The organism is Herbaspirillum huttiense (genome assembly GCF_004367745.1).
GTDB lineage: Bacteria > Pseudomonadota > Gammaproteobacteria > Burkholderiales > Burkholderiaceae_D > Herbaspirillum > Herbaspirillum huttiense.
In genome coordinates this window covers 1,386,755-1,410,680 of sequence record NZ_CP037993.1, presented here as the reverse complement: position 1 = coordinate 1,410,680, position 23,926 = coordinate 1,386,755, and the positions used below count along the sequence as shown (strand labels likewise).

The window sequence follows — 23,926 nt, the reverse complement described above, 5'->3', positions numbered from 1 at the left end:
TTGCCAGGAACATATGAAGAAAGAGGCAGAATCTTACATGCGAGACGGACGCTTTGTCGCTCAATAGCGACAATTTGTTCCTCCTTCGACGCGGAATTGACACAGTTCCCGAAAGATCCCGCAAGGACACTCGCGAGCCACGGCTGGCGCGGCTTTTCGACTCTCATCCTGCGGGAGATCGGGCAAGCCGGATCGGGCATGTCCACGTACCCGCCTATGCTAGGGGTTCGTAAAAAGATGTCACTCGGGAAAAACCTGAGAAGCCACGGCGTTCACGCTGGCAGCGCACGGGAATCGGCGATCTGCCACCAGACCGGCAGCAGCGCCTGCACCTCGGGCCGGCCGAAGCGCTGGTCGATCAGCCAGACCGTGCCCTGGTCGGTTTCGGTGCGGATGACGCGGCCGGCCGCCTGCACCACTTTCTGCATGCCGGGATAGAGGTAGGTGTAGTCGTAACCGCAACCGAACAGTTGCTCCATGCGTTCACGCAACTGCTCGTTGACCGGGTTGAATTGCGGCAACCCCAGCGTGGCGACGAAAGCGCCGATGAGTCGATCGCCGGGCAGATCCACGCCTTCCCCGAAGGAGCCGCCCAATACGGCAAAGCCGATGCCCTGTCCGGCGCTTTCGAAACGTGCGAGGAAGGCATCGCGGTCGGTCTCGGACATGCGGCGCGACTGCTGCCAGGTGGCAATATGCGGATGCGCCCGTGCGAAGGCATCGCGCGCCTGCTGCAGGTAGTCGAAGCTGGAGAAGAACGCCAGATAGTTGCCCGGCCGCTCTTCATACTGGCGCGCCATCAGTTCGCAGATCGGTGCGATGGAGGCTGCGCGGCGCTGCCAGGTGGTGGAGATCTGATGCGCCACCTTCACCTGCAACTGGCTGGCCTGGAAGGGAGACTCGACATCGATCCAGGCGGTATTGGCCGGCATGCCCAGCAGATCGGCAAAATAATTCCACGGGGCCAGTGTGGCCGAGAACAGCGTGGTCGCATGCGCAAAGGCGAAGCGCGGCCCCAGGAAAGGCGCAGGCACCACGTTGCGGATGCACAGCACGGTATTGCGTTCATCTTCCCGGGTGAGATCAAACAGCGAGTGCGGGCCGAAGGATTCGGCCAGCCGCACGAAGGCCATGGCATCGAAGTAGAAATCGCGCAGCGGCGGATCCAGCGGCACCGCCACCTGCGCCAGGAAATCGCTGATGGCGCCCACGCTGCTGCTGAGTGCCTCGACGAACTTGGCCGGCGGCGCTTCCAGCACCTGATAGGGCAAGTCGGCTTTCTTGCCGGCGGCGGTCCAGGCGCGGCCCAGCCGTTCCAGCGGCTTGGCCACGGCCGGCGGCGCCACGGCGCGCGCGGCCCGCAGCGCTGCCCGGCTCAGTTGCGCGCTGTACATGCTGCGCGCCCGCGAGACCAGGTTGTGGGCCTCGTCGGCCAGCACGCTCACGCGCCAGTCATGCGCCTGCGCCATGCCGTAGAGCATGGCACCGCCATCGAACCAGTAGTTGTAATCGCCGACGATGACATCGCTCCAGCGCGTCATCTCGCTGCCCAGGTAGTAGGGACAGACCTGATGCTGCAGGGCCACGCTGCGCAGATGCTCACGATCCAGCAGCGGCTGCGAGAGGCAGGCCGCCCGGGCGGCAGGCAGGCGGTCGTAGAAGCCCTGCGCCAGCGGACAGGAATCGCCCCGGCACAGCCGGTCCGGATATTCGCAGGCCTTGTCGCGTGCGCACAGTTCCAGCACGCGCAGCGGCAGTTCGCCGTGATCCTTCAAGGTGGCGGCGGCATCCAGCGCCAGTTGCCGGCCGGGGGTCTTGGCCGCGAGGAAGAGGATCTTGTCCAGCCGCTGCGCCGGGGCGGCCTTGAGCGCCGGGAACAAGGTGCCCAGCGTCTTGCCGATGCCGGTCGGTGCCTGCGCCAGCAGGCTGCGCCGGCCCGTCTGCGCGCGAAATACCGCCTCCGCCAGTTGCCGCTGACCGGGACGGAAATCGCCATGCGGAAAGCGCAGCGTCTGCAAAGCCGTATCACGCGCCGCGCGGTGCGCCAGCTCCTGTTCGGCCCAGCACATGAAACGCTCGCATTGCGCCGCAAAGAGCGTGGCCAGTTCCTCGCGGCTGCGGGTTTCTTCCAGTACCGTTTCCTGCTGGCTGCCGATGTCGAAATACACCAGCGCCAGATGGATGCGCGCCAGCCCTTCCCGCTCGCACATCAGGTGGCCATAGACCCGCAGTTGCGCCCAGTGCAGGTGGCGATGATTGTCGGGCAGGCTGGAGAGCTGGCCGCGATAAGTCTTCACTTCTTCCAGCAGCTGGCGCGCGGGGTCATACCCATCGGCGCGTCCGCGCACATGCAGCGCGCCATGATCGGCCGAGAGCGTCACTTCGCTCAGGTAGCCCTCCCCGCGCCGCTGCGCCACGATGGCGTGACCGGCGATGCCTTCCTGGGCGGTGGGTGTGGGCGTGAAGCGCAGATCGAGATCGCCCTGCTTGGCGGTGAATTCGCACAGTGCACGAACCGAGACGGTGTAGCGCGGTGCGGACTGCTCTTGCGCAGCGCCGGCCGAGAGAGCCTCGTTCATGCTGCCGCCTGTTCCCATTGCAGGTAGCACACCGCCACCGGCATGCCTTGTTGCGCGCAATAGTCCAGCCATCGGCGCTGGTTGTCCTGCAGGCGGTCGCCCGGGCCTTTGACTTCGATCATGCGATAGCGCCCTTGCTGCGGCCAGAACTGGATCAGGTCGGGGAAACCGTTGCGGTTCTCGCGAATGTCGTCAAGGATGCGCAGGCACCACAGCTTCAGATGTGCAGCGGGGATACAGTCCAGCGCCATCAGCAGCAGCTCGCGCGTGATCCAGCCCCAGGCCACGAAGGGCGATTGCAGGCCGTGCTTGGCCTCATGGATGGCAAGGAGATGCGCACGGTAGCTGCCGTCATCCAAGCGGCGCAAGCAGCGCGCCAGCACATCGCGCCGACGCGCCGCGAAATCGGCGCTCAAGAGATCGGCCGGCTCGCGCTGGAAGGGATGGAAGAAGGCGCCGGGAATGGGCGCGAACAGCGCTTCCCAGCACAGCAAGCCGAACAGGGCATTGGCCAGCGCGTTTTCGACATAGAACACCGGCGCATCGGCCTGCTGCAAATGCAACTGCACCGCCCGCTCGACGCGGCCGCCCTCGGCCGGCAACACGAGCTCGATCTGATCGACCACGGCGGGGCGCGGCCGCAGCGCCGGCGGCAAACCCAGCTGGCGCGCCAGACGCGGCGCGATGCGCAGCAGTTGCTGGCGTTCCGCCTCGCTCTCGGGCGATTGCCGGGCGATCGTCAGCAGGGCTTGTGCGGGACCGAAGCGGCCCAGTTTTTCCAGCACGCGGATGGCGCGTGCCCGTGCACCGGGATAACGGCAGGCAGCGTAGATCTGCTGTGCCTGTGGCCAGTCGCCGGCCTTCTCGCAATGCTGGCCGAGCTGGAACAGCAGGCGTTCCCGGCGGCTCTCCAGCCAGGGATTGTCGAAGCGCTCCGCGGGCAGCGCGTCGAGCACCGCCGCGACCTCGTCACCGGCCTCGAAGCGCTGCTTGCAGGCCTGCAGTCGCAGGTAAAGATCAATGTCGGTACGGCTGCGAAAACCGCGCGCCTCGGCAGAAAGGGCGATCTGTTCATAGCGCAGCGTACCCAGATCGGCCAGGACGAATTCGCTCCAGTCCTGGCGCAGGTTGCCGAAGAACATCAAACGCAAACGTTCACACAGGCCGCCAACCCGCATGCGCAGGACCGCTTCCCCGCCCTGCCCCGGCGCGGTCCATTGCGACAGGCAACGCGGCGCGGCATGTTGCGGATCGCTTTCCAGCGCCGCCAGCAAGCTGTCCTTGCGCGCCGTCCTGAGTCCACCGCGCACGCCGAACCAGCGCAGCAGCTCCGGCTTGGTCGCCAGCGCGAAGACCTGGGCCAGCGACAGCGGCGCATCCTGCTCCACCCACTCCGGCGGCAGATCGCGGGACGCCTCAAGCGGGCAGCCGATCTCCGGATAAGCCAGACGGCTGGCGCGGAAGTGCTCGCCCTTGCGCATCATCATGCGCACGAACAGCGCCCGCGCAGCCAGCGGCAAGGCCGGGAAACGCAGCAGGAAATCGCACTCCTCGTCCTGCAGCAGGTCGGCATAGCGCTGCCCCAGCCAATCCAGCGCCTGCTGGAAATTGCTCAGGTAGTAGAAACGGTGATCGGGGACGGCGGACATTGCGGCGAAAAGCAGGCAGGAAAGGAACTGTATGGATGCACAGTATATCGCTTCCTGCCAGAAGCAACATATTCATTGGACCGAACATGAAGCTTAGGGCAGCCCCTCCGCCCGCTCCGCCGCTCAGATCCTGGCTGCCAGCTCCTTGGCAAAAAAATCGGTCACCACCCGCACTCGTTGCGGGAGGAAGCGGCGGCGCGGCCAGACCAGGCTGATGTCGCGGGTTTCCTTCAGATAGGCATCAAGGACGGTGGCGATGTCCGGATGGCGCATCTCGCCGACCAGCGAGGCCCGGTTGAACAGCCCCAGTCCCACGCCCGCACGCACCGCCGCCAGGATGGCCTCGACCGTGTTGGCGGACAGGTTGCCCTGCACCGGCACGTTGAAGCGCCCGTGCGGTCCGCTGAAAGGCCATTCGTGCATGTCGTTGTAGATCAGGCAGTTATGGCGCGCCAGCTCCTGCGGCGTGCGCGGCAGCCCATGCCGCCTGAAATAACTGCGTGCTCCCACGCACACCAGCGGCGTGCTGGCCACGCGCTTGACCACGGCATCCGGATGCAGCACCGGACTGACGCGGATGGCCAGGTCGACGCCATCGGCCAGCAGATCGCGCACGCCATCGGAGAACTGCAGATCGAGCCTTATCCCCGGATAGCGCGCCAGCAGCACCGGCACCAGCGGCAGCACGTGCAGGCGGCCGAAGGTGGCGGACGTGGCCAGCCGGACCGGTCCGGCGATGTCCAGCGTGCTGCTGGAGAGTTCGGCATCGGTCTGCGCCATCTCCTCCAGCAGCGGCACGGTGCGCGCGTAGTAGGTGCGGCCGTGTTCGGTCAGGGTCACGCTGCGCGTGCTGCGATGGAGCAGGGCCACGCCCAGACGCTGTTCAAGGGCGCTGACGGCCTTGCTCACGCTGGACTGCGATTCGCCGAGCCGACGCGCCGCGGCAGAAAATCCACCGGTCTCGACCACGGCGACGAAGGCCGTCATTTCCTGGAATCTGTCCATGGGTATTCGCTGAAAGAGGCAGGCCACGAGGCCGTATTTATTCCAAAACAGAATAACAGCAATCAAATTCACAGGGATTATCAACAAATCTGGCCGCAATTACCATCGGTTCACCGCTGGCCGAAGCGCTCTTCGCTTGCCGGCCCGCTCCATCAGTTTTCTTTCACTCTTGAATCGATCGGATACACCATGACTCTCTCCACTCCCTCCTTGGCTGGTTCACTCTCCCTCAGCGGCAAGACGGTCGTCATCGTCGGCGGCAAGACCGGCATCGGCCTGGGGATTGCCCGCGCCGCATTGGCCGCCGGGGCCACGGTGATCGTCGCCAGCCGCCGCATCACGTCCACGCAAGAGCGCCCTGAACTGGCCCGCCTGCAGCAGGTCACGCTGGACATGCGCGACGAAACCGCCGTGCGCAGCGCCTTCGCGGCCATCGGTCCCTTCGATCACCTGGTGGTCACCGCTGCGCCCGACGTCGGCAGCTGGGGCAGCTTCATGGATGCCGACATGCGCGGCGTGCGCAGCTACGTGGAAGGCAAATTCTTCGGCACCTGGGCCTGTGCCCGCTACGCCGCACCGCTGCTGCGCGACGGCGGCACCATGACCTTCCTCAGCGGCGGCATGGCGGTCCGGCCCAAGCCCGGCTTCACGGCCGTGACCTCCAGCTTTGCGGCAGTCGAGGCGCTGGCGGCGTCGCTGGCGGTGGAACTGGCACCGACGCGGGTCAACACCATCCGTCCCGGCTTTGTGGAAACGGACATGTGGAATTTTCTCCCGGCCGACGTGCGGGCCGGCATGATGCAACAGGTGGCCGCCAGCTTCCCGGCACGCCGGGCCGGACAGGCCGGGGACATCGCCCATGCGGCGCTGTTCCTGATGACCAATCCCTACGTCACCGGCACGGTACTGGACGTGACCGGCGGCGAGAATCTGGTCAACAGCATCGGCTGAACCGGCTGAATCGGCTGAACCAGCTGATGCAGGGACTGTGCAGCGACACCCGAAGCGGATCATCCAAAACGAAATCGCGATTGCCCGCTAAGATAGTCGCCCTGCACAGACCAATCAACACTTCCAGGAGACCGCCTTGCCCAAGCTTTCCATCCTCGCCTTCGCGCTGTCCGCTGCCCTGCTGGCTTGCGCCGCGCCCTTGCACGCGCAGCAGACGCCGCGCCATGATGAATTCTTCTGGCTCGGCGAAATCAACAAGGCCACGGCCGTCATCAACACCGACGAAGGCTTGCTGGACAAGTCGATGACCCCGCTGGTCGTCAAGGGCATCCGCAAGGTGCTGGCCGATGGCGAGCTGCCAGGTGCCAAGCGTCCGACGCTGGTGATCACGTTCGAGCCGCTGCTGATCCAGGCGGCCGGTCCGCAGATCACGCTGCTGCACGCCGGCCGTTCCAGCCAGGACATGCTGGCCACGCTACGCGCGGCCATCCTGCGCGAAGACCTGCTGACGCTGGCCAACCAGCTCAACGCCACCACGGCGGCGCTGGTCAGACTGGCCGCCAGCCAGCGCGACACCATCGTGCCCAACTACACCAACGGTGTGGCGGCGCAACCCAACAGCTACGGCCACTACCTGCTGGGCTTTGCCGCCGCACTGGACCGCGATGCCCAGCGCCTGCGCGAAGCCTATGTGCGCCTGGACCGCTCGGCCATGGGCACCACCGTCCTCAACGGCACCAGCTGGCCGTTGAACCGCCAGCGCATGGCCGACTACCTGGGCTTTGCCGCCATCGTCGACAACGCCTATGACGCTGCGCAACTGTCGGCGGTGGATGGTCCGGTGGAAGCGGGCGCGGTGGTCTCTTCCATTGCCCTGCATGCCGGCGCCTTCATCCAGGACGTGATGACGCAATATGCGCAGCCGCGTCCGTGGATCCTGCTGCAGGAGGGAGGGGCCAATACTTACGTGTCGTCGGCCATGCCGCAGAAGCGCAATCCGGGCCTGCTCAACAGCACCCGGCGCGATGCCTCGATGGTGATTGCCGAGGGCATGGGCGTGGCCATCGTGGCGCACAACATCCCGCCCGGCATGAGCGATGCCAAGGACGTGAAGCCCAACAAGGAGATGGTGCTCAATACGGTCAAGGTCCTGAAGAACTGGGAAAGCATCCTGGGCGCGCTGGTGATCGATCCGAAACGCGCGCTGGAAGAACTCAACAGCGACTGGACCGCGTCCCAGGAACTGGCCGACGTGCTGATGCGCAAGTACAAGCTGCCCTTCCGCGTGGGCCATCACTTCGCTTCGGAAGTGGTGGAGTATGCCAAGGCCAACAACATCCGGCCGCTGGAGTTTCCTTATGACCAGGCGCAGCGCATCTATCACGAAGCGGTGCTGAATTCGGAATTCCCGCAGGCCCTGCCGATGTCGGAACAGGAGTTTCGCAGCACCCTCGATCCGGTGGCGATCGTGCGCAATCGTGCCACCGTGGGCGGTCCGCAACCGGCCGAGATGGACCGTATGCTGCGCGAGGCCACTGCGCGCGTGGCGCAGCAGGATGCGTGGATCAAGGCCCGGCAGCAGCGCATTGCAGGATCGCTGCAGAAGCTGGATGCGGATTTTGACCGGATGGCCGTCTCGGCGGGGGTGAAGTAAGTCGTGCCGGGCGGGCCGTGCAGCTGGGCCTAGCCGCGGGAAATCACCAGCAATCCCGCAGCAATGAGCGCGGCCCCGATCAGCTTGGCGGGCGTGATGACTTCATTGAGAATCCAGACCGCCATCAGCAAGGCCACGATGACACTGCCCTTGTCGATCAGCGCCACGGTGGACACGTCCCCCGCCTTGATGGCCTTGTAGTAGAACACCCAGGAGACGGCGGTGGTCACACCCGACAGGCCGAGCCAGAGGACGTTCTGCCAGGTGACCGCGCTCAACTGCGCGGCCGGCACGACAGCGGCGGCGAACATGAGGACGAAGACGAACACGAAGCAGGTCCGGATGGCCAAGCCCAGATCGCTGGAGATGCCGGTCAAGCCGAGTTTGGCGATGACCGAGGTGAAGCCTGCAAAGGCCATGGAAATGAATGCGTAGGCGATCCAGCGTTCCATCGTCTTATCCTTGAATGAAGATCGTGTAAGGCAACAACCGCAACCATCTGCCCATCTGCGGTTCAGCGCCCGCCTTCGGGCGCAAGCCGCTTGAGCAACTGCGCATGAAACAACTCCGGCATCTGCATCTGCGGTGCGTGACCAGCGCCGGGAAATACCACCAAGGTCGAGTGCGGAATGACGGCAGCCGCCTCGCGCCCGAGCACCGCATAGTTGCCCAGCCCGGCGCGCAATGCCGGCGGTGCGAATTCCTTGCCGATGGCGGTGCTGTCCTGGTCGCCGATCATGAGGACCGTGGGCGTCTTCAGGTTCTTCAGTTCGTAGAACACCGGTTGCGTGAGGATCATGTCGTACAGCAGTGCGGAATTCCACGCCACCCGCTCCTTGCCCGGCCCGCGGTACATGCCGGCCAGCATCTGCACCCAGGGTTCATACTCCGCACTCCACTGCCCGGAGAAATACGTAGCGCGCTCGTAGTTGCGGATGCGCTCGGCCGTGGTACCGAGTTCGCGCGCATACCACTGGTCCACCGATACCGGCGGCACGCCCTTGGCGCGCCAGTCTTCCAGGCCGATGGGGTCAACCAGCACCAGCTGGCGGGTCTGCTGTGGATAGGACAACGCATAGCGGACGGCCAGCATGCCGCCGGTGGAGTGGCCTACCAGGATGGCTTGACCGATGCCGAGCGAGGCGAGCAAGGCGTGCGTGTTGGCGGCCAGTTGCTGGAAGCTGAACTGGTATTGCTCGGGCTTGCTGGATTTGCAGAAGCCGATCTGGTCCGGTGCAATCACACGGTAGCCGGCGCGGCGCAGGACATCGATGGTCTGCTCCCAGGTGCCGGCGCAGAAATTCTTTCCGTGCAACAGGACGACGGTGCCGTGCGGGACGCTGCCAGCGGCAGGTGCCACGTCGAGATAGGCCATCTCGATGTCCTGGCGCTGCGAGTGGAAACGATAACGCGAGACCGGCCAGCGGTAGTCGAAGCCCTCCAGCTGGGGGCCGTAGACCGGCGCGTTTTCCATGTCGGGGACAGATGTCGTAGTGGCAGCAGGGACCGGCGGAGGCATGGAGGCCAATACGCTCAACAGGCTGGCAGCCAGCACAGTTTTCGCACGGAACAGAAAAGGAGGCAAATGCATGGGGCGGATTCAGGCTGGTAGGTGAGATCGGGATGGCGCGCACAATCGATATCGCCGATGGTAGCCGGATTCGCGCAACAAGGTCGGGCTTCACCTCGTTTTACCGGCCGGACCTTTTGCGATGGCTGCGCGCGTGGAGGGTAGACGGCTGCCCTGCCCTGCGATTATCGTGTCACCGGTTTGACCAATCTGAACGGAAGGAACGACATCATGTTTTCAAAACAGTTTGAAGTGGATCCCAAGCACATCGATTTCCAGGGCGTGGTCGATGGGCTGTATTACCCGTTTTATATGGAATGGACGCGGCATGCCTTTTTGAAGGAAGCGCTGGGAATCGATATCGAAGAGGCCTTCCGCCAAGGGCAGGTGTTCATGGTGCTGGAATACTCGCTGCGCTTTCGCAAGAGCCTGCAAAAGGGCGACACGATGGAGGTCACCTGCGAAGTGCAGAAACATGAAAAGCGCAGCCGGGTGAATTTCGTGCAGCAGATCAAGGTGGGGGACGTGGTATATGCGGAGGCCGTCTTTGTCGGGGCTTGCTTCATGAATAACCGGCCGTTCGTGCCGGAGGCGATTGCGGCGGCGCTGGCAGCTGCGCCTGTAGCAAACCCGGAGCAACCCGGGCAATAGCCGCCGCAATTCGGTCAGAAAACAGCCTCAGGTCAGCCCGACTGCTTTGCCATTCTGCGCCAGCAGTTCTCTCGCCATCTGCAGCGCCTGCTCACGCGAGCCCGCAAGCAGCAGCGGGTAGCCCCAGAACTTCGCAAACACCACCGCGAAGGCCTTGAAGCCAACCCGCCTGGCCGCATTGGGTTCCACCACGATCATCGCCAGCACCAGCTTGCGCAAGGCATGCTTGTGCTGCTTCATCCAGAGTGCGGTACGTTTCTTTTCTTCCGCGGAATGCTCGTGATCTTCGGCAGGGACGGTATCGGTCAGCAGCACGAAGGGTTCTTCGCGCTGCAGGTTCGCTTCAAACTCCGTGAAATCCTGCTCGTGATCATGTCCGGGTTGCTGGGTGAGATTCATCCATACAAGCGGGAAATCCGCACTATTCATCGACATGGCCGTCTCCTTTGCGATTGAGGTGGCGCCAGGTGGTCGCGATGGCGAATACGCCCGGCAGTGAAATGAAGAACATCGCCGAGAAGGCAATGTGCCAGCCATCGCGCAATCCGTCGGCAATGCCGCCCAAGGTGTTGAGGACAACCAGCAGGCTGCCCAGGATCAGCGCGCTCCACCGGGCCGCGCGGTTGGCGGACAGTGCGAGCAGGACGGTGACGATCCAGCAGCCGTAATAGGCCGAAAACATCCACAGCATCTTGGTCTCGAAGGTGATGGCGGGCGCGCTGCCCTGTGCTCTCACGAAGTCGTTGACGTAGAAGAACAGCTGGAAGCTCACGAAGAGCACGGCCCCGATGGCAGTGGCCAGCCAGAACAAGGCGGTCTGGTCCGGATGCCGGGTCGGCAGAGGATGCGCGGAGGAAAGCGGCGACTGAATTGACATATCATTTTTCCAGATGATTAAAGGAGCGATTCATAATATTTACTGATGATGCAAAAGGCGTCCGTGCGGACTCAATAGCGGTAATCCAGTGTCACCATCATGTTGCGTGGAGCACCGTAGGTCACGGTATCGAAGTCTCCCTTCTGCAGCGCGTACTTCTTGTCGAAGAGGTTGTTCACGTTGAGCGCCACCGTGGTTTTCTGCGACACGGCATAACGCGCCATCAGCGATGCCAGGGCATAGCCACCCTGCTGGCCGCCCAAGGTACTGGTGCCGGTATTGGCCGCCTCGTAGATGCCGCTCTGCCATCTCACGCCGCCTCCCACCGTCAGCTTGCGCCACGCACCAGGCAGGCGATAGGTCGTGAAAAACTGCGCCGTGGTACGCGGCAGCTGCGAATTCAGACGCACACCGTTGCCATCTTCGGCGATGAAGTGGGAGAGACCTGCGTAGACGTTCCAGCCGCGTGCCAGCTCGCCCTGCAGATCCACTTCGACTCCGCGTGACTTGGTGCCATCTGCACCGCTGTAGGCTTGCGCGCCCGCTGGCGTGAACGCACCGGCAACGATCTGGGCCGCGTTGTCCAGCCGGGTTTCGAACAGGGCCACGGAGGCGTGCAGGCGCCCTTCAAGGTACGCCCCCTTGAGGCCGATCTCCGTCGTCTTACCTGTGGCCGGCGTGAGGACGTTGCCCTTGCTGTCCTGATAGTCGGTCTGTGGATTGAAGATGCGCGTATGGCTGAGATAGGCCGAATAGATCCGGTTGATGTCGTAGATCAGGCCGGCATAGGGCGTGAAGACACCGTTCTTCTCGTAACGCATCGCCGCGCCACCGACGCTGTTGTCAATTTCGTAGTTGCTCACACGCGCACCGACGATGAGTTTCAGGGGATCGGCCAATGACAGACGGGCCGCGCCATACACGCCACTCTGTTTGATCCCGGTGCTGGTCGGGACCGATGGCATTGCTGCGAAGTCCGGACGGGCAAAGGGCGTGCTGAGCTCATTGATATTGACCGGCATGAATCCGGCATAGAACGGCGCGATGTCATTCTCGCCGGAGGTGCGGCGTGAGGTCATGGCCCCCACAACTGCTTCATGATGACGGCCCAGCAGGTCAAAGGGGCCAGCCAGCATCACATCGAAGGTGTTGGTGCGACTGCTGCCCTGTGACGCGAGGGCCACCGGATACGCCCCGAAAGGATAGGTGCCCAGCCCGGTGGCGCGGTCCGGACGGCCGACCAGGCCGAGCAGTTCGGCATTGAATTCGGTGCGGTACTGGCTGGCCGTGGCATGCAGTTTCCAGCCATTGTCAAAGCGATGATCGAGCTCGGCAGAGGCAGTCTTGAGCGTCGTGTTCCATTGACTCCAATCCTGTGCGTAGCTCTTCGACGAGGCGTAGTCAGCCTGCGTGCCGTCGCTGAACCAGAGCGGCAACCCGCCCCAGGTGGCTCCCGTCGAGGTGATGTGCTGATCGTCATAGCCCAGGCTGACGGTGGTGTGTGAAGTCAGGTCAGCCTCGACGATGCCGTAGAACGACTTCTTCTCGGGCTTGTAGCCATCGATATAGGAGTGGCCGTCCTGATAGCTGCCCACCAGTCGCGCGCGGATGCGACCATCAGCTGTCAGTGGGGTCGAGAGATCGGCCATGGCGCGATGGGTATCCCAGCTGCCTGCGCTCAGCGAGGCCGACGCCGAAAAATCCCGGGTCGGACGCTTGCGCACCAGATTGATGGCGGCCGAGGGATTGCCCGTTCCGGTAAGCAGGCCGGAAGCACCCCGCACCACTTCGACGCGATCATAGAAGGCGGTATCGATAGCACTGATCCCGCTGCCGTTGACGGTATTGCCGACCACCGTAGGGATGCCGTCATACTGCACGTTGTTGATCAGGAATCCGCGCGAATAAAAACTCGTGCGCTCGCTATCGGATTGGTAGGACGTGATGCCGGTGGTGTTGTCCAGCACGCCCTGCACCGAGTTCAATTGCTGGTCATCCATGCGCTGGCGCGTCATCACCGTCACCGCCTGCGGCGTCTCCCGCAATGACAGCGGCAGGTGCGTTGCCGCGGCCGTCTCGCCCGTCGTATAGGCTCCTGTCCCCTCCGTGGTCGCCGGCTCCGCATGCCCGGTGACAGTGACAGCCGGCAAGGAGGTTTGCGCTTGCGCCGCCGTTCCGGAATCGGCAGGGTTTTGCTGGATTTGTGATGAATCAGCGGCGAAGCTGGCTTGCGCGCCCAGCAGAACAGCGGCGGCGACCGCAGAACTCAAGACCTTGTGCGGCGTGCGTCGGAGCAAGTCCCGCACGGCCCGGTCGGAGAGCGGGCAGGCAGGCGACGGAACGTATGCAGTGAGGACGCGACGAGAAGTTGAAACGGCATGGCGTGAGCACATAAACGATAATCATTGTTATTTGGAGCAGTCATTTAACAATGAAGACGCGTGGTCGCAATAGCGAAACCAGGCCAGACTATTTCGCATTTCGGCCACACTCACAACGGGGTGGATCTGTGGTGTTCAGGCGGGGCGTTCATCCGGCAGCACGATGGCCGGCACCGCCGCACGTACCGCGCTGTCGGTGCGATCGGAGAGATAGCGTGCCGGAGACTTGCCTGCGGCCTTGCGGAACATGGTGATGAAGCCGCTGGCGTTTTCGTAGCCCAGCTCCAGTGCCACCGTCTGCACGCTGTCGCCCTTGGTCAGACGCTGCAGTGCCAGGATCACGTGCAATTGACGACGCCAGCGCCCGAAGCTCATGCCGACTTGCTGCTGCAGGAGGCGGCTCATGCTGCGTTCGCTCATGCCGATGTGATGGGCCCAGGCAGCCTTGGACGTCTTGTCGGTGGGATCGGCCAGCAGCAGGTCGGCGAGTCTCCGCAAGCGCTGGTCGCGCGGCATTGGCAGATGCAGGTCTTCTACCGGCGCGCTCGCCAACTCGTCAAGCAAGGTGGCGATCAGGCGTTCTTCGCGTCCGCCCAGGGGATACAGCTCGGGAAAACCCGCCACCTTGAGCAGCAGTTCGCGCAGCAAGGGCGATACGGAAATCGTGCAACAGGTGGTCGGCAGATCCGGAGCGGCATCCGGCTCGACGAACAGGCAATAGCATTCCGTCTCTCCTGCCCCGCGTGCGGCATGCTGCAGGTCGCCCGGGATCCATACGGCGCACTGCGGTGGCACGATCCAGACGCCGTCTTCCACTTCGCAGTTGAGGACGCCGCGTACCGAATAGATCAGTTGCGCCTTGCGATGCTGATGCCGGGCGTTCTCCCAGTCCTTGGCGACTGATGTGGTGCCGAGGGCCACTACGGGACGGGACACGCTGTCGACGTCCCTCGGAGCCAGGATCTGACCGGTGATTGCGATGCGCGACATGATGTTCTGGAGAGGGTCGTACGGGACGATGTGAGTGGGCCAAGGTGCGAAACAGGATGACCAGCTTGCAGCACGAGCCTGGACCCTGGAATCGGCACGGTTAATGACAGGAAGCGCTTTGCAGGACGTCGGCAGGCTCGCCACAGGGATCGGCGATGCCTGACGCCGGCGCTACCTGAGTCGATGGATGTTCTGTTGCTTGTCCTGACTGTCAAAGGTGTGGCGCGCCTGGCGGAAGTCCTCCGCGTGCTCCACCACCCAGGTCCAGATCGGAGACATGCGCAGCAGCAGATCCTTGCCCAACGCGGTCAGTTCGTACTCCACGCGCAGCGGCTTTTCATCGGTTTCGTGACGCAGCAGCAGGCCATCGCGTTCCAGTGCGCGCAGCGTCTTGGTCAGCATGCGCTGGGTCACGCCGCTCAGCTGACGCTTGAGCTCGGCGTGGCGCAGCGTGCCATATACGCCGAGCGCGTGCAGGATCCCGAGCGCCCAGCGGCTGCCTGCATGCGCGAGGACATCCCGCCGGACCCCATCGTCATCTTCGCGCAGGGTCTGGCAGATGGCTTCTGCTTCCTTCAGTGCTTCATCAGCGATGATGGCTTCTCTTGGTATCATCCGTGTGCCTTCTTGAGAGCGTTGCGTGATCGTGCAACCATGCGGCCATCTTATCAGCAACGACCCTCAGGACAGATCATGCATGGTACATCCCAACTCCCTCCTCAATCCATCCTCGTGTTAGGCGCGGGCGAACTCGGCCTTCCGGTATTGCGCAATCTCGCGAGCGTGGCAGAACGTGTCCCCGGATCGAGCATCAGCGTCCTGCTCAGGGAATCGACGATCAATACACAAGTCCCCGCAAAGAAAGCGGAGATCGACGAACTCCGCGCCCTGGGCATCCGGATGGTGGCAGCAGATCTTGTGAACGATACGATCGATCAGCTGGCAGAAATCTTCGCGCGCTTTGATACCGTCATCGGCTGTGCCGGCATGGTCGCCGGTCGCGAGACTCCGATGAAGCTCGCCACGGCCGCCTTGCGCTCGGGGGTGAAGCGCTACTTCCCGTGGCAGTTCGGTGTCGATTTCGAGGCCATCGGGCGCGGCAGTCCCCAGGACCTGTTCGATGCACAGCTCGATGTACGCGAACTGCTGCGCGCGCAGAGCAAGACGGAATGGGTCATCATCTCGACCGGCATGTTCACCAGTTTCATGTTCGAACCGGTGTTTGAAGTGGTGGACTTCGCCAACGACACCCTCAACGCCCTGGGCAGCCTGGAGACCAGTGTGACCCTGACCACGCCGGATGACATCGGACTGCTGACTGCGGAGATCGTTTTCTTCGAGCCCCGCTTCAAGAATGAAATCGTCTATCTGTCGGGTGATACGGTGACCTACGGCGAGGTAGCCAATATTCTCGAACGTGTTCTCGGACGTCCTTTCCGGCGCAATGTCTGGAGCGTTCTTTACCTGCTCGATGAACTGAAAAAAGATCCATCTCGTCACATCAAGAAATACCGTGCCGTCTTTGCGCAAGGCAAGGGTGTAGCGTGGCCGAAGGCAGGGACATTCAATGCACGGCAATCGATTGCGGTCACCACTGCAGAACAGTGGGCGGAGAAACATATCAAGGACAAGTAATCCGCCTCCGCGCGAGCTCCTAATGGAACTTGCGCGTCAATTTCCAGGCGCACGCGCAGCAGATAGCACGATCATGGTAGCAACTTGAGCGAGCCTGATGTCTCGGTCACGCCAGCATTGTCAGCGCTCTGTCAGCCACTGCCTCGTTGCTACGAAAATGCTGGCTTGTCAAAACGCAGGCAGAGCGTTATTTTCCCACCTTTGGAAAAGCAGTTGAGTCAGAACCCATGCCCTACATGAGCGTGATTGCCTGTGTGTGAAATGGGTTCCATTGATTGCCCTCATGGGAGATATGCGGATGTACCAGTTACCGGATCAACGCCAGCGCCAAATCATCGTGACCGGTGCCAACAGTGGCACCGGCAAGGAAGCAACCAGACGATTGGCGGCGGCGGGTGCCGATGTCGTCATGGCAGTACGCAGTGAAGCGAAGGGCGAAGCTGCACGGCAGGAGATACTGAAAGAGTTTCCAAAGGCATCGCTGGCGGTACGCATCCTTGATCTCTCCAGCCTGGCCAGCGTGCGCACGTTTGCCGGCCAGATGCTCAGCGAAGGACGTCCCATCGATCTGCTGCTCAACAATGCCGGGATCATGATGCCGCCCAAGCGCGCATTGAGCCCGGACGGATTCGAGTTGCAGTTTGCCACCAACTTCCTGGGCCACTTCGCGCTCACCAACCTCTTGTTGCCGCTGCTGCTCGAAGCCAAAGCGCCGCGCGTCACCACCATCACGAGCAGCGCCGCCATTGGTGCCAAGATCAATTTTGACGATCTTCAAAGCGAAAGGTCCTACTCGCCCGTCACCGCGTACGCACAATCCAAGCTCGCCTGCCTGTTGCTGGCAAATCAGCTGGCAGCCATCGCGCGCGAGCGCGACTGGCCATTGCTGAGCACCAGCGCCCATCCGGGCCATACGCGGACCAATCTGCAGACCAGCGGGCCGAACATGGGAACGGATTCCACCCACAAGCGGCTGATGTTCCGGCTGGTTCCCTCGATGGACGTCAAGTGGGCCACCGAGTCACTGCTGCAGGCAGCGCTCGATCCGAATGCAGCGCAAGGCGCATTCTACGGCCCAAGATTTTTGCTTATCGGTAGTCCGCATGTCGCGCGGCAACCGCAGTCTGCCCGTCAGGCTGATTCCGCGCGCCTGTGGCAGACCGCCGAAACGCTGACAGGTACAGCACCACCCCCAAAAGGCTGACGATTCCCGGGGCGAGATCGCGGCGCATCTGGAAGGGATAGCCGCTGTTGACGAAGACAGCCAGCAGATGGACGCCAGACGGATTCAAAGATCGGCTTCTGGCCGAAGACTGAAGCCATGCCTGCGGTCATCGTCCCGCGCCAACGCTCTGCCTGGCGACCACGCTTTGTTCCTGACGCGACATGCTAGCAACATGCTATACGCGGCAATAGGGACGAGCTGCACTCAGCGTCTCCTCAACGGCGGCATGCAGCCAGTCCATGAAGCGTGCCTCCGGCGAACCCGGCTCGGGAAGCCTGCGCATCAATGCGATGTACCGTGAGTCATCTGCCACAAAGCCTTGAGGTGCTGTGAGGGTCCTTGCCTCCAGGCTGTCCACCACCATGAACAAGGGCGCAATGGCCATGCCCAGTCCGGCTTCCGCAGCGCGCAAGCTGAGAAAGAAATGGTCGAAATGCAGATCAGAGGCCGCGCCCCGCGCGGCGCGGGCAGCCACCCTGGCGCGTCTCGCCCAGGTCTTCCAGGCATCGGGACGGCTGGTCGAGTGGAGACGCGTCAGCAGCGCCTTTCCGCTCAGGCCGGGCAGCGCGACCGGCCCGGTCTGTTCCGTGAACAGCGGGATGCAGACCGCCCGTGGATCCAGTGCGAAATCGGCCCGACGGATCGCCACATCGATATGCTCCCGCGCAACGTCAACCGCGCCATTGCCCGTCGACAGATAGATCGGCAGATCCGGATGCGCATCCTGAAACTGGGACAGGCGCGGGATCAGCCATCGCATCGCCAGCGACCGTTCGCAAGACACCAGAAGCGGCCGCTGCCGAGCAGGACGCAAGATCTCCTCCGTTGCCTCCTCAATTCGCTGCAGCGCTTCCTGGACCGCTTCCAGCAAGACCTTTCCTTCCGGCGTCAGGGCCAGGCGGCGACTGGTTCGGTGCATCAACTGCACATTGAGCCGAGACTCCAGTTCCGACACCCGGCGGCTGACCGCACTATGCGAGAGCCCCAGACTCTCGCCCGCAGCCGTAAATCCTTGCAGGCGCGCAACGGCTTCAAAGATGCGGAGATTTTCCAGGGGGGGTAGTTTCATCTGTGCATCCAGGGAACAGATCGAGTGCTCAACCAGCACCCATCAACATCAAAAAGAACTCACAATCATGATTCACTTCTGACCGATTGCAAGGAACAATCCATGAGCGACTTTCGCAGCGACACCGTCACCCAGCCCTCCCCTGCCATGAAGCAGGCCATGATCGAAGCGCCGCTCGGTGACGACGTCATGGGAGAAGATCCTACGGTAAATCTCCTGCAGCACACCGCCGCCACGATGTTCGGCTTCGAAGCTGGCCTGTTTGCGCCCAGCGGCACCCAGAGCAACCTGATCGCCATGATGACGCATTGCCGCCGCGGTGACGAGGCCATTGTCGGTCAGCATTGGCACACCTATCGCTGGGAGGCAGGCGGCATGGCCGTTCTGGGATCGGTCCAGCCCCAGCCGCTGGAGCAACAGCCTGACGGCACGCTTGCTCTGGACGACATCGAGGCGGTGATCAAACCGGACGATCCGCATTTCGCCCGTACCCGGCTCGTCGTGATCGAAAACACGGTGAGCGGAAAGCCGCTGCCTCTGGCCTACATGCAGGAAGTCGCCGCTTTGGCCAAGCGCCGAGGCCTGCGCGCCCATATCGATGGAGCCCGCCTGTGCAATGCGGCTGTTGCGCTGGCCGGGGGCGGCGAACCTCTGATGCGCGCGCGCGAATTGTGCAAGGGCTTCGACTCCGTTTCACTGTGCCTGTCCAAAGGCTTGGGCGCGCCCGTGGGGTCGGTACTGCTGGGCTCCAAGGATTTCATTCACGAGGCGCGGCGCATTCGCAAGATGCTGGGCGGTGCCATGCGCCAGGCCGGCATGCTGGCTGCGGCCGGCCTGCATGCGCTCCAGCATAACGTTCACCGCCTGGCCGACGATCATGCCAATGCGGATCTGCTGTCGCGCGGCCTGGCCGAGGCGGCCAGCAACAACCCCAAACTGCGTGGTGCATTCCACGTCCAGCCAGCGCAGACCAACATGGTCTTTACGGATGTTCAAGCCGATATTGCCGGCAATCTCATCGCCCACTTTGCCGCCCACGATATCACGCTGCAGGGAGGTGCCTATCGCAGCAAGGAAGGCATGATGAACCGTATCCGCTGGGTGACGCACCTCGATGTGAGCCAGGATGACGTGGTCCGCGCCATCAAGGCCGCCGAGTCGTTCTGAACATTCGCCCTGCCACCCGGTTTCATTGAAATCGGGTGACAGGGCGAGGCCCGGCGTTGCATGTTCAGCTTGAGCGCAGCCCGCAAGACGTCGCTATCCGTTCCTTGATGTCCTCTGTCGATGCCTGCATCACGGCAAACCGCCGCGGCCGCGCTTCCAGGTCTGCCAACGCAGCCGGCCGCGGTACACCGCGGCCGGTGGCGGCACGCATGGTCTCTTCGAACTTCAATGGCAGGGCCGTCTCCAGCACAATGGTGGGAACCCCTTGCACGCGATGATCGCGTGCAACCTTGACGCCATCAGCGGTATGCGGATCGATCATCATCGAACGCCCGCTCCAGACCTGCGAAATCGTGGCCAAACGATCAGCGTGCGTACTCTTGCCCGAGACGAAACCGTAGTCGGCCATGCGTTCATGCTCTTGTTTGCTCAGGACGAATTTCCCATGGTGTGCCAGCTCCTCGCCAAAAAGCTGTTGCACGCTTTGCGCATCGCGTCCCAGCACATCGAAGATGAAGCGCTCGAGATTGGACGCCTTGGCGATATCCATGGAGGGACTGGAGGTCGCCGGGGTTTCAGCGCTGGATCGGGGGCGGTAGCACCCGGTTCTGAAGAACTCGTCCAGCACATCGTTTTCATTGGTGGCGAGGACCAGCTTGTCGATGGGCAGCCCCATCATGCGGGCCACATGGCCGGCGCAGATGTTGCCGAAATTGCCGGATGGCACTGCAAAACTGACTCTTTCCCCATTGCTGCGCGTGGCCTGGAAATAGCCCGCGAAATAATAGACGACCTGCGCCAGCATGCGCGCCCAGTTGATGGAATTGACAGTCCCGATATGGAAGCGGCGCTTGAAGCCGAGATCGGAGGAGATCGCCTTGACGATGTCCTGGCAGGTGTCGAAGCTTCCTTCTACAGCCATGTTGTGAATGTTCCTGTCCTGCAGGCTGAACATCTGCGCTTGTTGAAACGGGCTCATGCGGCCATGCGGACTGAGCATGAAAACCTGGATGTTTTTCTTGCCGCGCATGGCGTACTCTGCCGCGCTTCCCGTATCGCCAGAGGTGGCTCCGACAATATTGAGTTGCTCACCACGTCGTCCCAGCTCATCGTCCAGCAGGTTGCCCAGCAACTGCATCGCCACATCCTTGAAAGCAAAGGTGGGGCCGTTGGACAAACCCAGGACGAACAAGCCATCCTCAAGCGGCCTGAGCGGGACGATATCGGCAGTGCCGAATATCTCCGCGGTGTAAGTACGGGCGATGGCGCTGCGCAACTGCCCGGCCGGTATGTCGCCGACGTAGAGCGCCATGATTTCAAAAGCCAGATCCGGATACGACAAGGTGCGCCACGCCTGCAAGGTGGCATCGTCGATCCTGGGATAGGCCAGCGGAACATACAGGCCGCCATCGGGGGCCAGTCCCTCCAGCAAGACCTCCGAGAAACCACGTTGAGTTCGGTCGCCGCGTGTAGAAATGTAGTTCATGGTGATCTGCCAGTCCGGTGGAAAAATTGGGTCCGTGGAAAAATTCTCGCATCCCACCTTGGCGAAGTAAAATTAAGTTTGACCCGTTCAATTATTAGAAATCCTGATGCGAGAATTCAACCTGGATCATCTTCGTACGCTGTTGGCAGTGGTCGACTCCGGCTCCCTGTCGAATGCAGCGGCAGCCTTGCACCTGGCACAGCCGACCATTTCGCTGCACTTGCGGGAGCTCGAGTCAAGGCTGGATATTCCTCTGCTCAAGCGCAACCGCCATGGCGTCACGGTGACAGCGGGCGGCAAGATCCTGATCGACTATGCCCGCAAGCTGCTGGCATTGGCTGACCAGGCCAGCGAAGCGGTCGGCCATTATCGGGAAAGCGTGCAAGGGGTCGTGCGGCTCGGGGCATCGACCGGCCTGATCACGCATGAGATGCCCCGCTTGTTGCAGTACATGGCGCAGCATCGGCCGGAACTGAAGATAGAACTGGCCGTCACGACTACCGCGATGGCGATGGAAAAGCTGCAGGCGGATGAACTGGATCTGGCCTTGGTGGGGGCCACCACCCGGCACCAGGGCCTGGTGCTGACACGCTGGCGCAGCGACCCGCTGATGGCGTTCCTGCCGGCGGCCTGGACCGTGCCCAAGCGAGTCAGCCCGGCCTGGCTGGCACGGCAGCCCTTGTTGATGAATGAACCCGGCAGCGCTTTGCATCATCAGACCTTGCAATGGTTTTCGCGTGCCGGATTTTTCCCGCGCCCTCGCATCGCCCTCAACAACGGCGAGGCCATCAAGGGTCTGGTCGCTGCCGGCTATGGTGCGGCAATCCTGCCGGCTGAAGCGGGTCAGTCGGTGAGCTCACTCCAGATTCAGGTCAGACCGATCACGCCGGCGATGGAGCGGCCCACTTTTCTGGCCTGCAAGAAAACCCGGACCGTGCCGCCCTCAGTGAAGGCCGTCATGGAGGTGTTGAAGAGCAAGGCCTTTATCGTCCAGAACCCAGTTCATCAATCGGCGTGAAATGCGTTTCAGCCAGGTTCTTTCGCGCAGATCTCCACCACCAGCGGCAGCGCCGTCACGCATGGGCAATGCACGCCGGTGAGTTCAGTCTGCACGGCGATACTCAACAAGGAGCGGCCGGGCGGCAGGCTCAAGAGATCCTGAAACGGCCGATGGTCGATGCCAGCGTATTGGCCTGCGCCTGCAAGGTCGCCGACGCTGCGGCCGACTGCTCCACCAGGGCGGCGTTCTGCTGCACCATGGAATCGAGCTGGATCACGGCACGATTGACTTCCTGAATACCGCGCATCTGCTCGTCGGTCGCCCTTGCGATACCTGAAATGAGCGATTGCACATCGGCCGACTGGGTCACGATCTCGCCCATGGTGGTGCCAGCCTGGCGCACCTGTACCGATCCCGCGGAAACCCGCGAGACGGTGGTCTCCACCAGTTCCTTGACCTCGCGTGCCGCTTCCGCGCTGCGTTTGGCCAGGCTGCGTACCTCGTGGGCCACGACTGCGAAGCCGCGCCCCTGCTCGCCGGCGCGGGCCGCTTCCACGGCGGCGTTCAAGGCCAGGATATTGGTCTGGAAAGCGATGCCGTCGATGACGGTGATGATCGCACCGATCTGGCTCGATACCTTTTCGATCTCGCCGATGGTGGTCACGGCGTCGGACACCACCTTGCCACCTTGCGAGGCAATCTCGGTGGCGCTGCTGGAGCGCTGGTCCGCCTGCTTGGCGGCAGCCGTCGAGCGGCCGACCGTCTCCGAGATCTCGGCCATGGAGGCCGCTGTCTGTTCCAGACTGGCGGCGGCCGATTCGGTTCTGGTCGACAAGTCCTGGTTGGCCGTGGCGATTTCATTGGAGGCCGTACGGACCGCCTCGCTGGCATCACGGATATCGAGCATCACGTTTTGCAACTGGCCGACGAACTGGTTGAAGGAGCGCGAAATGACCGCCACTTCGTCCTTGCCCTGATCGGGCAGGCGCTGAGTGAGGTCACCGCTGCCCGAGCCGATGGCGGCCATGGCCTGGCTGACCTGTCCGAGCCGACGGAACGCCGTGGCAGTCACGGCCACACCGATGACAGAAGCGATGCCGACGATCAGGATCAGGGACAGCAGCGACGTATTGAGCAGGGAGCGTGCGCCGGCCATGGCTTCGGATTCATCGATGGCGATCACGATGCTCCAGTCGGTCCCGCGAATTTTCTGCGCACGCACCAGCTTGGTCCGGCCATCGACCACGATCTTCATCGGCGCGCTCGCTTTGTCGTCAGCAGCGGAACTCAACTGCGCGAACTCGGGAGCGATATCGGTGGCCTGCTTGAAGCGCAGTTCCGCATTGGGGTGCGCGATGATGCGGCCGTTCTTGTCAATCAGCATCCCGAAACTCTCGGGTGTGGGATGAATGGCTTTGATGGTCTCCACCACGCTGTCAAGGGCCACGTCACCCACCAGCACCGCCTTGAGTTTGCCCTCACGCATCACGGGAATGGCCAGCGCCACCAGCAAGGCCTTGCTGGTACTGATATAAGGAATGGCCGCCGGCTTGCCGGCCTCAACGGCCCCCTTGTACCAGGGACGGGTGGTCGGGTCATAGGTAGCGGGAATATTGGGCCAGTCGGTGAACTTGGTCTTCTTGTCGGGATACCCCACGCCGACATCGAAAAATCCGCCGGCGACCTGGATCTGCTTGAGCATCGCATCGGGAGAATCGGTCAGGACGACATCCTGCAAGGAGTCGACCAGGCGCGTTTTTTCGGCGACCCAGTCGCCAATCACGCGGGCATGGTCGTTCAACGAGGTGGAGAGGCTGTTGTCCGTGGCGGCCCACATGCTGTTGCGGGCAATCAGGTAATTGGCCGCGGTGCTGACCACCACGGAGAAGACAACCAGCGCAACGAAGGCGCAGATCACGCGGGCGCGAATGGAGGTGAGCATGGGGAGATAGGTAAAAGTGATTGGGGGGACAAGACTGCAAGCAGTACAGCTCCATCCGGATGTCGGCAGGGAACAATGCCGCTGGCGTTGACTGC

The 23,926-nt window shown here is 62.7% G+C and carries 21 protein-coding genes; 7 read left to right on the top strand and 14 right to left on the bottom strand.

Annotated elements, in window-relative coordinates:
- Nucleotides 1–272: 272 nt before the first annotated feature.
- From E2K99_RS06330 to E2K99_RS06320, 3 genes are all read right to left on the bottom strand, one after another.
- On the bottom strand, nt 273–2,579 hold the full coding sequence (locus E2K99_RS06330; RefSeq protein ID WP_134221684.1) for an ATP-dependent DNA helicase: 2,307 nt from the start codon (nt 2,577–2,579) through the stop codon (nt 273–275).
- Nucleotides 2,576–4,228: a VRR-NUC domain-containing protein gene (locus E2K99_RS06325; protein ID WP_134221683.1), complete on the bottom strand. Its 1,653-nt coding sequence runs from the start codon at nt 4,226–4,228 to the stop codon at nt 2,576–2,578. The genes E2K99_RS06330 and E2K99_RS06325 overlap by 4 nt, the downstream gene beginning before the upstream one ends.
- Before the next feature lie 123 nt (nt 4,229–4,351).
- The gene (locus tag E2K99_RS06320) at nt 4,352–5,233 is read right to left on the bottom strand and encodes a LysR family transcriptional regulator (protein ID WP_039788886.1); all 882 of its coding nucleotides are present in this window, start codon (nt 5,231–5,233) and stop codon (nt 4,352–4,354) included.
- Nucleotides 5,234–5,422: 189 nt separating this feature from the next.
- Here E2K99_RS06320 and E2K99_RS06315 point away from each other — a divergent pair, with 189 nt between their 5' ends.
- Together E2K99_RS06315 and E2K99_RS06310 are read left to right on the top strand one after the other, a co-directional pair.
- Complete coding sequence (locus E2K99_RS06315) at nt 5,423–6,184, top strand: SDR family oxidoreductase (RefSeq protein ID WP_134221682.1); 762 nt, start codon at nt 5,423–5,425, stop codon at nt 6,182–6,184.
- Nucleotides 6,185–6,320: 136 nt separating this feature from the next.
- On the top strand, nt 6,321–7,838 hold the full coding sequence (locus E2K99_RS06310; protein WP_134221681.1) for a lyase family protein: 1,518 nt from the start codon (nt 6,321–6,323) through the stop codon (nt 7,836–7,838).
- 29 nt (nt 7,839–7,867) lie between these two features.
- On the opposite strand, the gene E2K99_RS06305 is transcribed toward E2K99_RS06310, so the two are convergent.
- Nucleotides 7,868–8,290, bottom strand: a complete 423-nt coding sequence (locus tag E2K99_RS06305) for an EamA family transporter (protein ID WP_034332684.1) — start codon at nt 8,288–8,290, stop codon at nt 7,868–7,870.
- A gap of 62 nt (nt 8,291–8,352) precedes the next feature.
- Nucleotides 8,353–9,429, bottom strand: a complete 1,077-nt coding sequence (locus E2K99_RS06300; RefSeq protein WP_134221680.1) for an alpha/beta fold hydrolase — start codon at nt 9,427–9,429, stop codon at nt 8,353–8,355.
- A 210-nt stretch (nt 9,430–9,639) separates the two neighbouring features.
- On the opposite strand from E2K99_RS06300, the gene E2K99_RS06295 reads away from it, so the two are divergent.
- A complete protein-coding gene (locus tag E2K99_RS06295; protein WP_039788892.1) occupies nt 9,640–10,059 on the top strand; it encodes an acyl-CoA thioesterase in 420 nt (139 codons plus the stop codon).
- Between the two features lie 27 nt (nt 10,060–10,086).
- Here E2K99_RS06295 and E2K99_RS06290 read toward each other — a convergent pair whose 3' ends face one another.
- From E2K99_RS06290 to E2K99_RS06270, 5 genes are all read right to left on the bottom strand, one after another.
- Entirely contained in the window at nt 10,087–10,494 is a 408-nt protein-coding gene (locus tag E2K99_RS06290; protein ID WP_121037966.1) for a hypothetical protein, read from the bottom strand.
- A complete protein-coding gene (locus E2K99_RS06285; protein ID WP_134221679.1) occupies nt 10,481–10,936 on the bottom strand; it encodes a hypothetical protein in 456 nt (151 codons plus the stop codon). The genes E2K99_RS06290 and E2K99_RS06285 overlap by 14 nt, the downstream gene beginning before the upstream one ends.
- 71 nt (nt 10,937–11,007) lie before the next feature.
- Nucleotides 11,008–13,086: a TonB-dependent siderophore receptor gene (locus E2K99_RS06280; protein ID WP_240733863.1), complete on the bottom strand. Its 2,079-nt coding sequence runs from the start codon at nt 13,084–13,086 to the stop codon at nt 11,008–11,010.
- A gap of 366 nt (nt 13,087–13,452) precedes the next feature.
- On the bottom strand, nt 13,453–14,307 hold the full coding sequence (locus tag E2K99_RS06275) for an AraC family transcriptional regulator (protein ID WP_134221677.1): 855 nt from the start codon (nt 14,305–14,307) through the stop codon (nt 13,453–13,455).
- A gap of 171 nt (nt 14,308–14,478) precedes the next feature.
- Entirely contained in the window at nt 14,479–14,922 is a 444-nt protein-coding gene (locus E2K99_RS06270; protein ID WP_166675532.1) for a winged helix-turn-helix transcriptional regulator, read from the bottom strand.
- Nucleotides 14,923–15,000: 78 nt separating this feature from the next.
- Here E2K99_RS06270 and E2K99_RS06265 point away from each other — a divergent pair, with 78 nt between their 5' ends.
- Both E2K99_RS06265 and E2K99_RS06260 read left to right on the top strand, forming a co-directional pair.
- Nucleotides 15,001–15,942 (top strand): aromatic alcohol reductase, encoded by a 942-nt coding sequence (locus E2K99_RS06265; protein WP_134221676.1) that lies wholly within the window; start codon nt 15,001–15,003, stop codon nt 15,940–15,942.
- 298 nt (nt 15,943–16,240) lie between these two features.
- Nucleotides 16,241–17,146: an SDR family oxidoreductase gene (locus tag E2K99_RS06260; RefSeq protein WP_134134634.1), complete on the top strand. Its 906-nt coding sequence runs from the start codon at nt 16,241–16,243 to the stop codon at nt 17,144–17,146.
- A 196-nt stretch (nt 17,147–17,342) separates the two neighbouring features.
- Here the strand turns inward: E2K99_RS06260 and E2K99_RS06255 are convergent, their stop codons facing one another.
- Complete coding sequence (locus E2K99_RS06255; RefSeq protein ID WP_134134633.1) at nt 17,343–18,236, bottom strand: LysR family transcriptional regulator; 894 nt, start codon at nt 18,234–18,236, stop codon at nt 17,343–17,345.
- A 102-nt stretch (nt 18,237–18,338) separates the two neighbouring features.
- Here E2K99_RS06255 and ltaE point away from each other — a divergent pair, with 102 nt between their 5' ends.
- Nucleotides 18,339–19,403, top strand: coding sequence for a low-specificity L-threonine aldolase (gene ltaE, locus E2K99_RS06250; protein WP_134221675.1), 1,065 nt, complete (start codon nt 18,339–18,341; stop codon nt 19,401–19,403).
- A gap of 64 nt (nt 19,404–19,467) precedes the next feature.
- Here ltaE and thrC read toward each other — a convergent pair whose 3' ends face one another.
- The gene (thrC, locus tag E2K99_RS06245; RefSeq protein ID WP_134221674.1) at nt 19,468–20,889 is read right to left on the bottom strand and encodes a threonine synthase; all 1,422 of its coding nucleotides are present in this window, start codon (nt 20,887–20,889) and stop codon (nt 19,468–19,470) included.
- Nucleotides 20,890–20,995: 106 nt separating this feature from the next.
- Here thrC and E2K99_RS06240 point away from each other — a divergent pair, with 106 nt between their 5' ends.
- Entirely contained in the window at nt 20,996–21,907 is a 912-nt protein-coding gene (locus E2K99_RS06240; protein ID WP_134221673.1) for a LysR family transcriptional regulator, read from the top strand.
- 8 nt (nt 21,908–21,915) lie between these two features.
- Here E2K99_RS06240 and E2K99_RS26055 read toward each other — a convergent pair whose 3' ends face one another.
- Together E2K99_RS26055 and E2K99_RS06235 are read right to left on the bottom strand one after the other, a co-directional pair.
- Complete coding sequence (locus tag E2K99_RS26055; protein ID WP_276321819.1) at nt 21,916–22,041, bottom strand: hypothetical protein; 126 nt, start codon at nt 22,039–22,041, stop codon at nt 21,916–21,918.
- Complete coding sequence (locus E2K99_RS06235) at nt 22,038–23,831, bottom strand: methyl-accepting chemotaxis protein (protein ID WP_134221672.1); 1,794 nt, start codon at nt 23,829–23,831, stop codon at nt 22,038–22,040. Before E2K99_RS06235 ends, E2K99_RS26055 begins: the two co-directional genes overlap by 4 nt.
- Between the last annotated feature and the right edge of the window lie 95 nt (nt 23,832–23,926).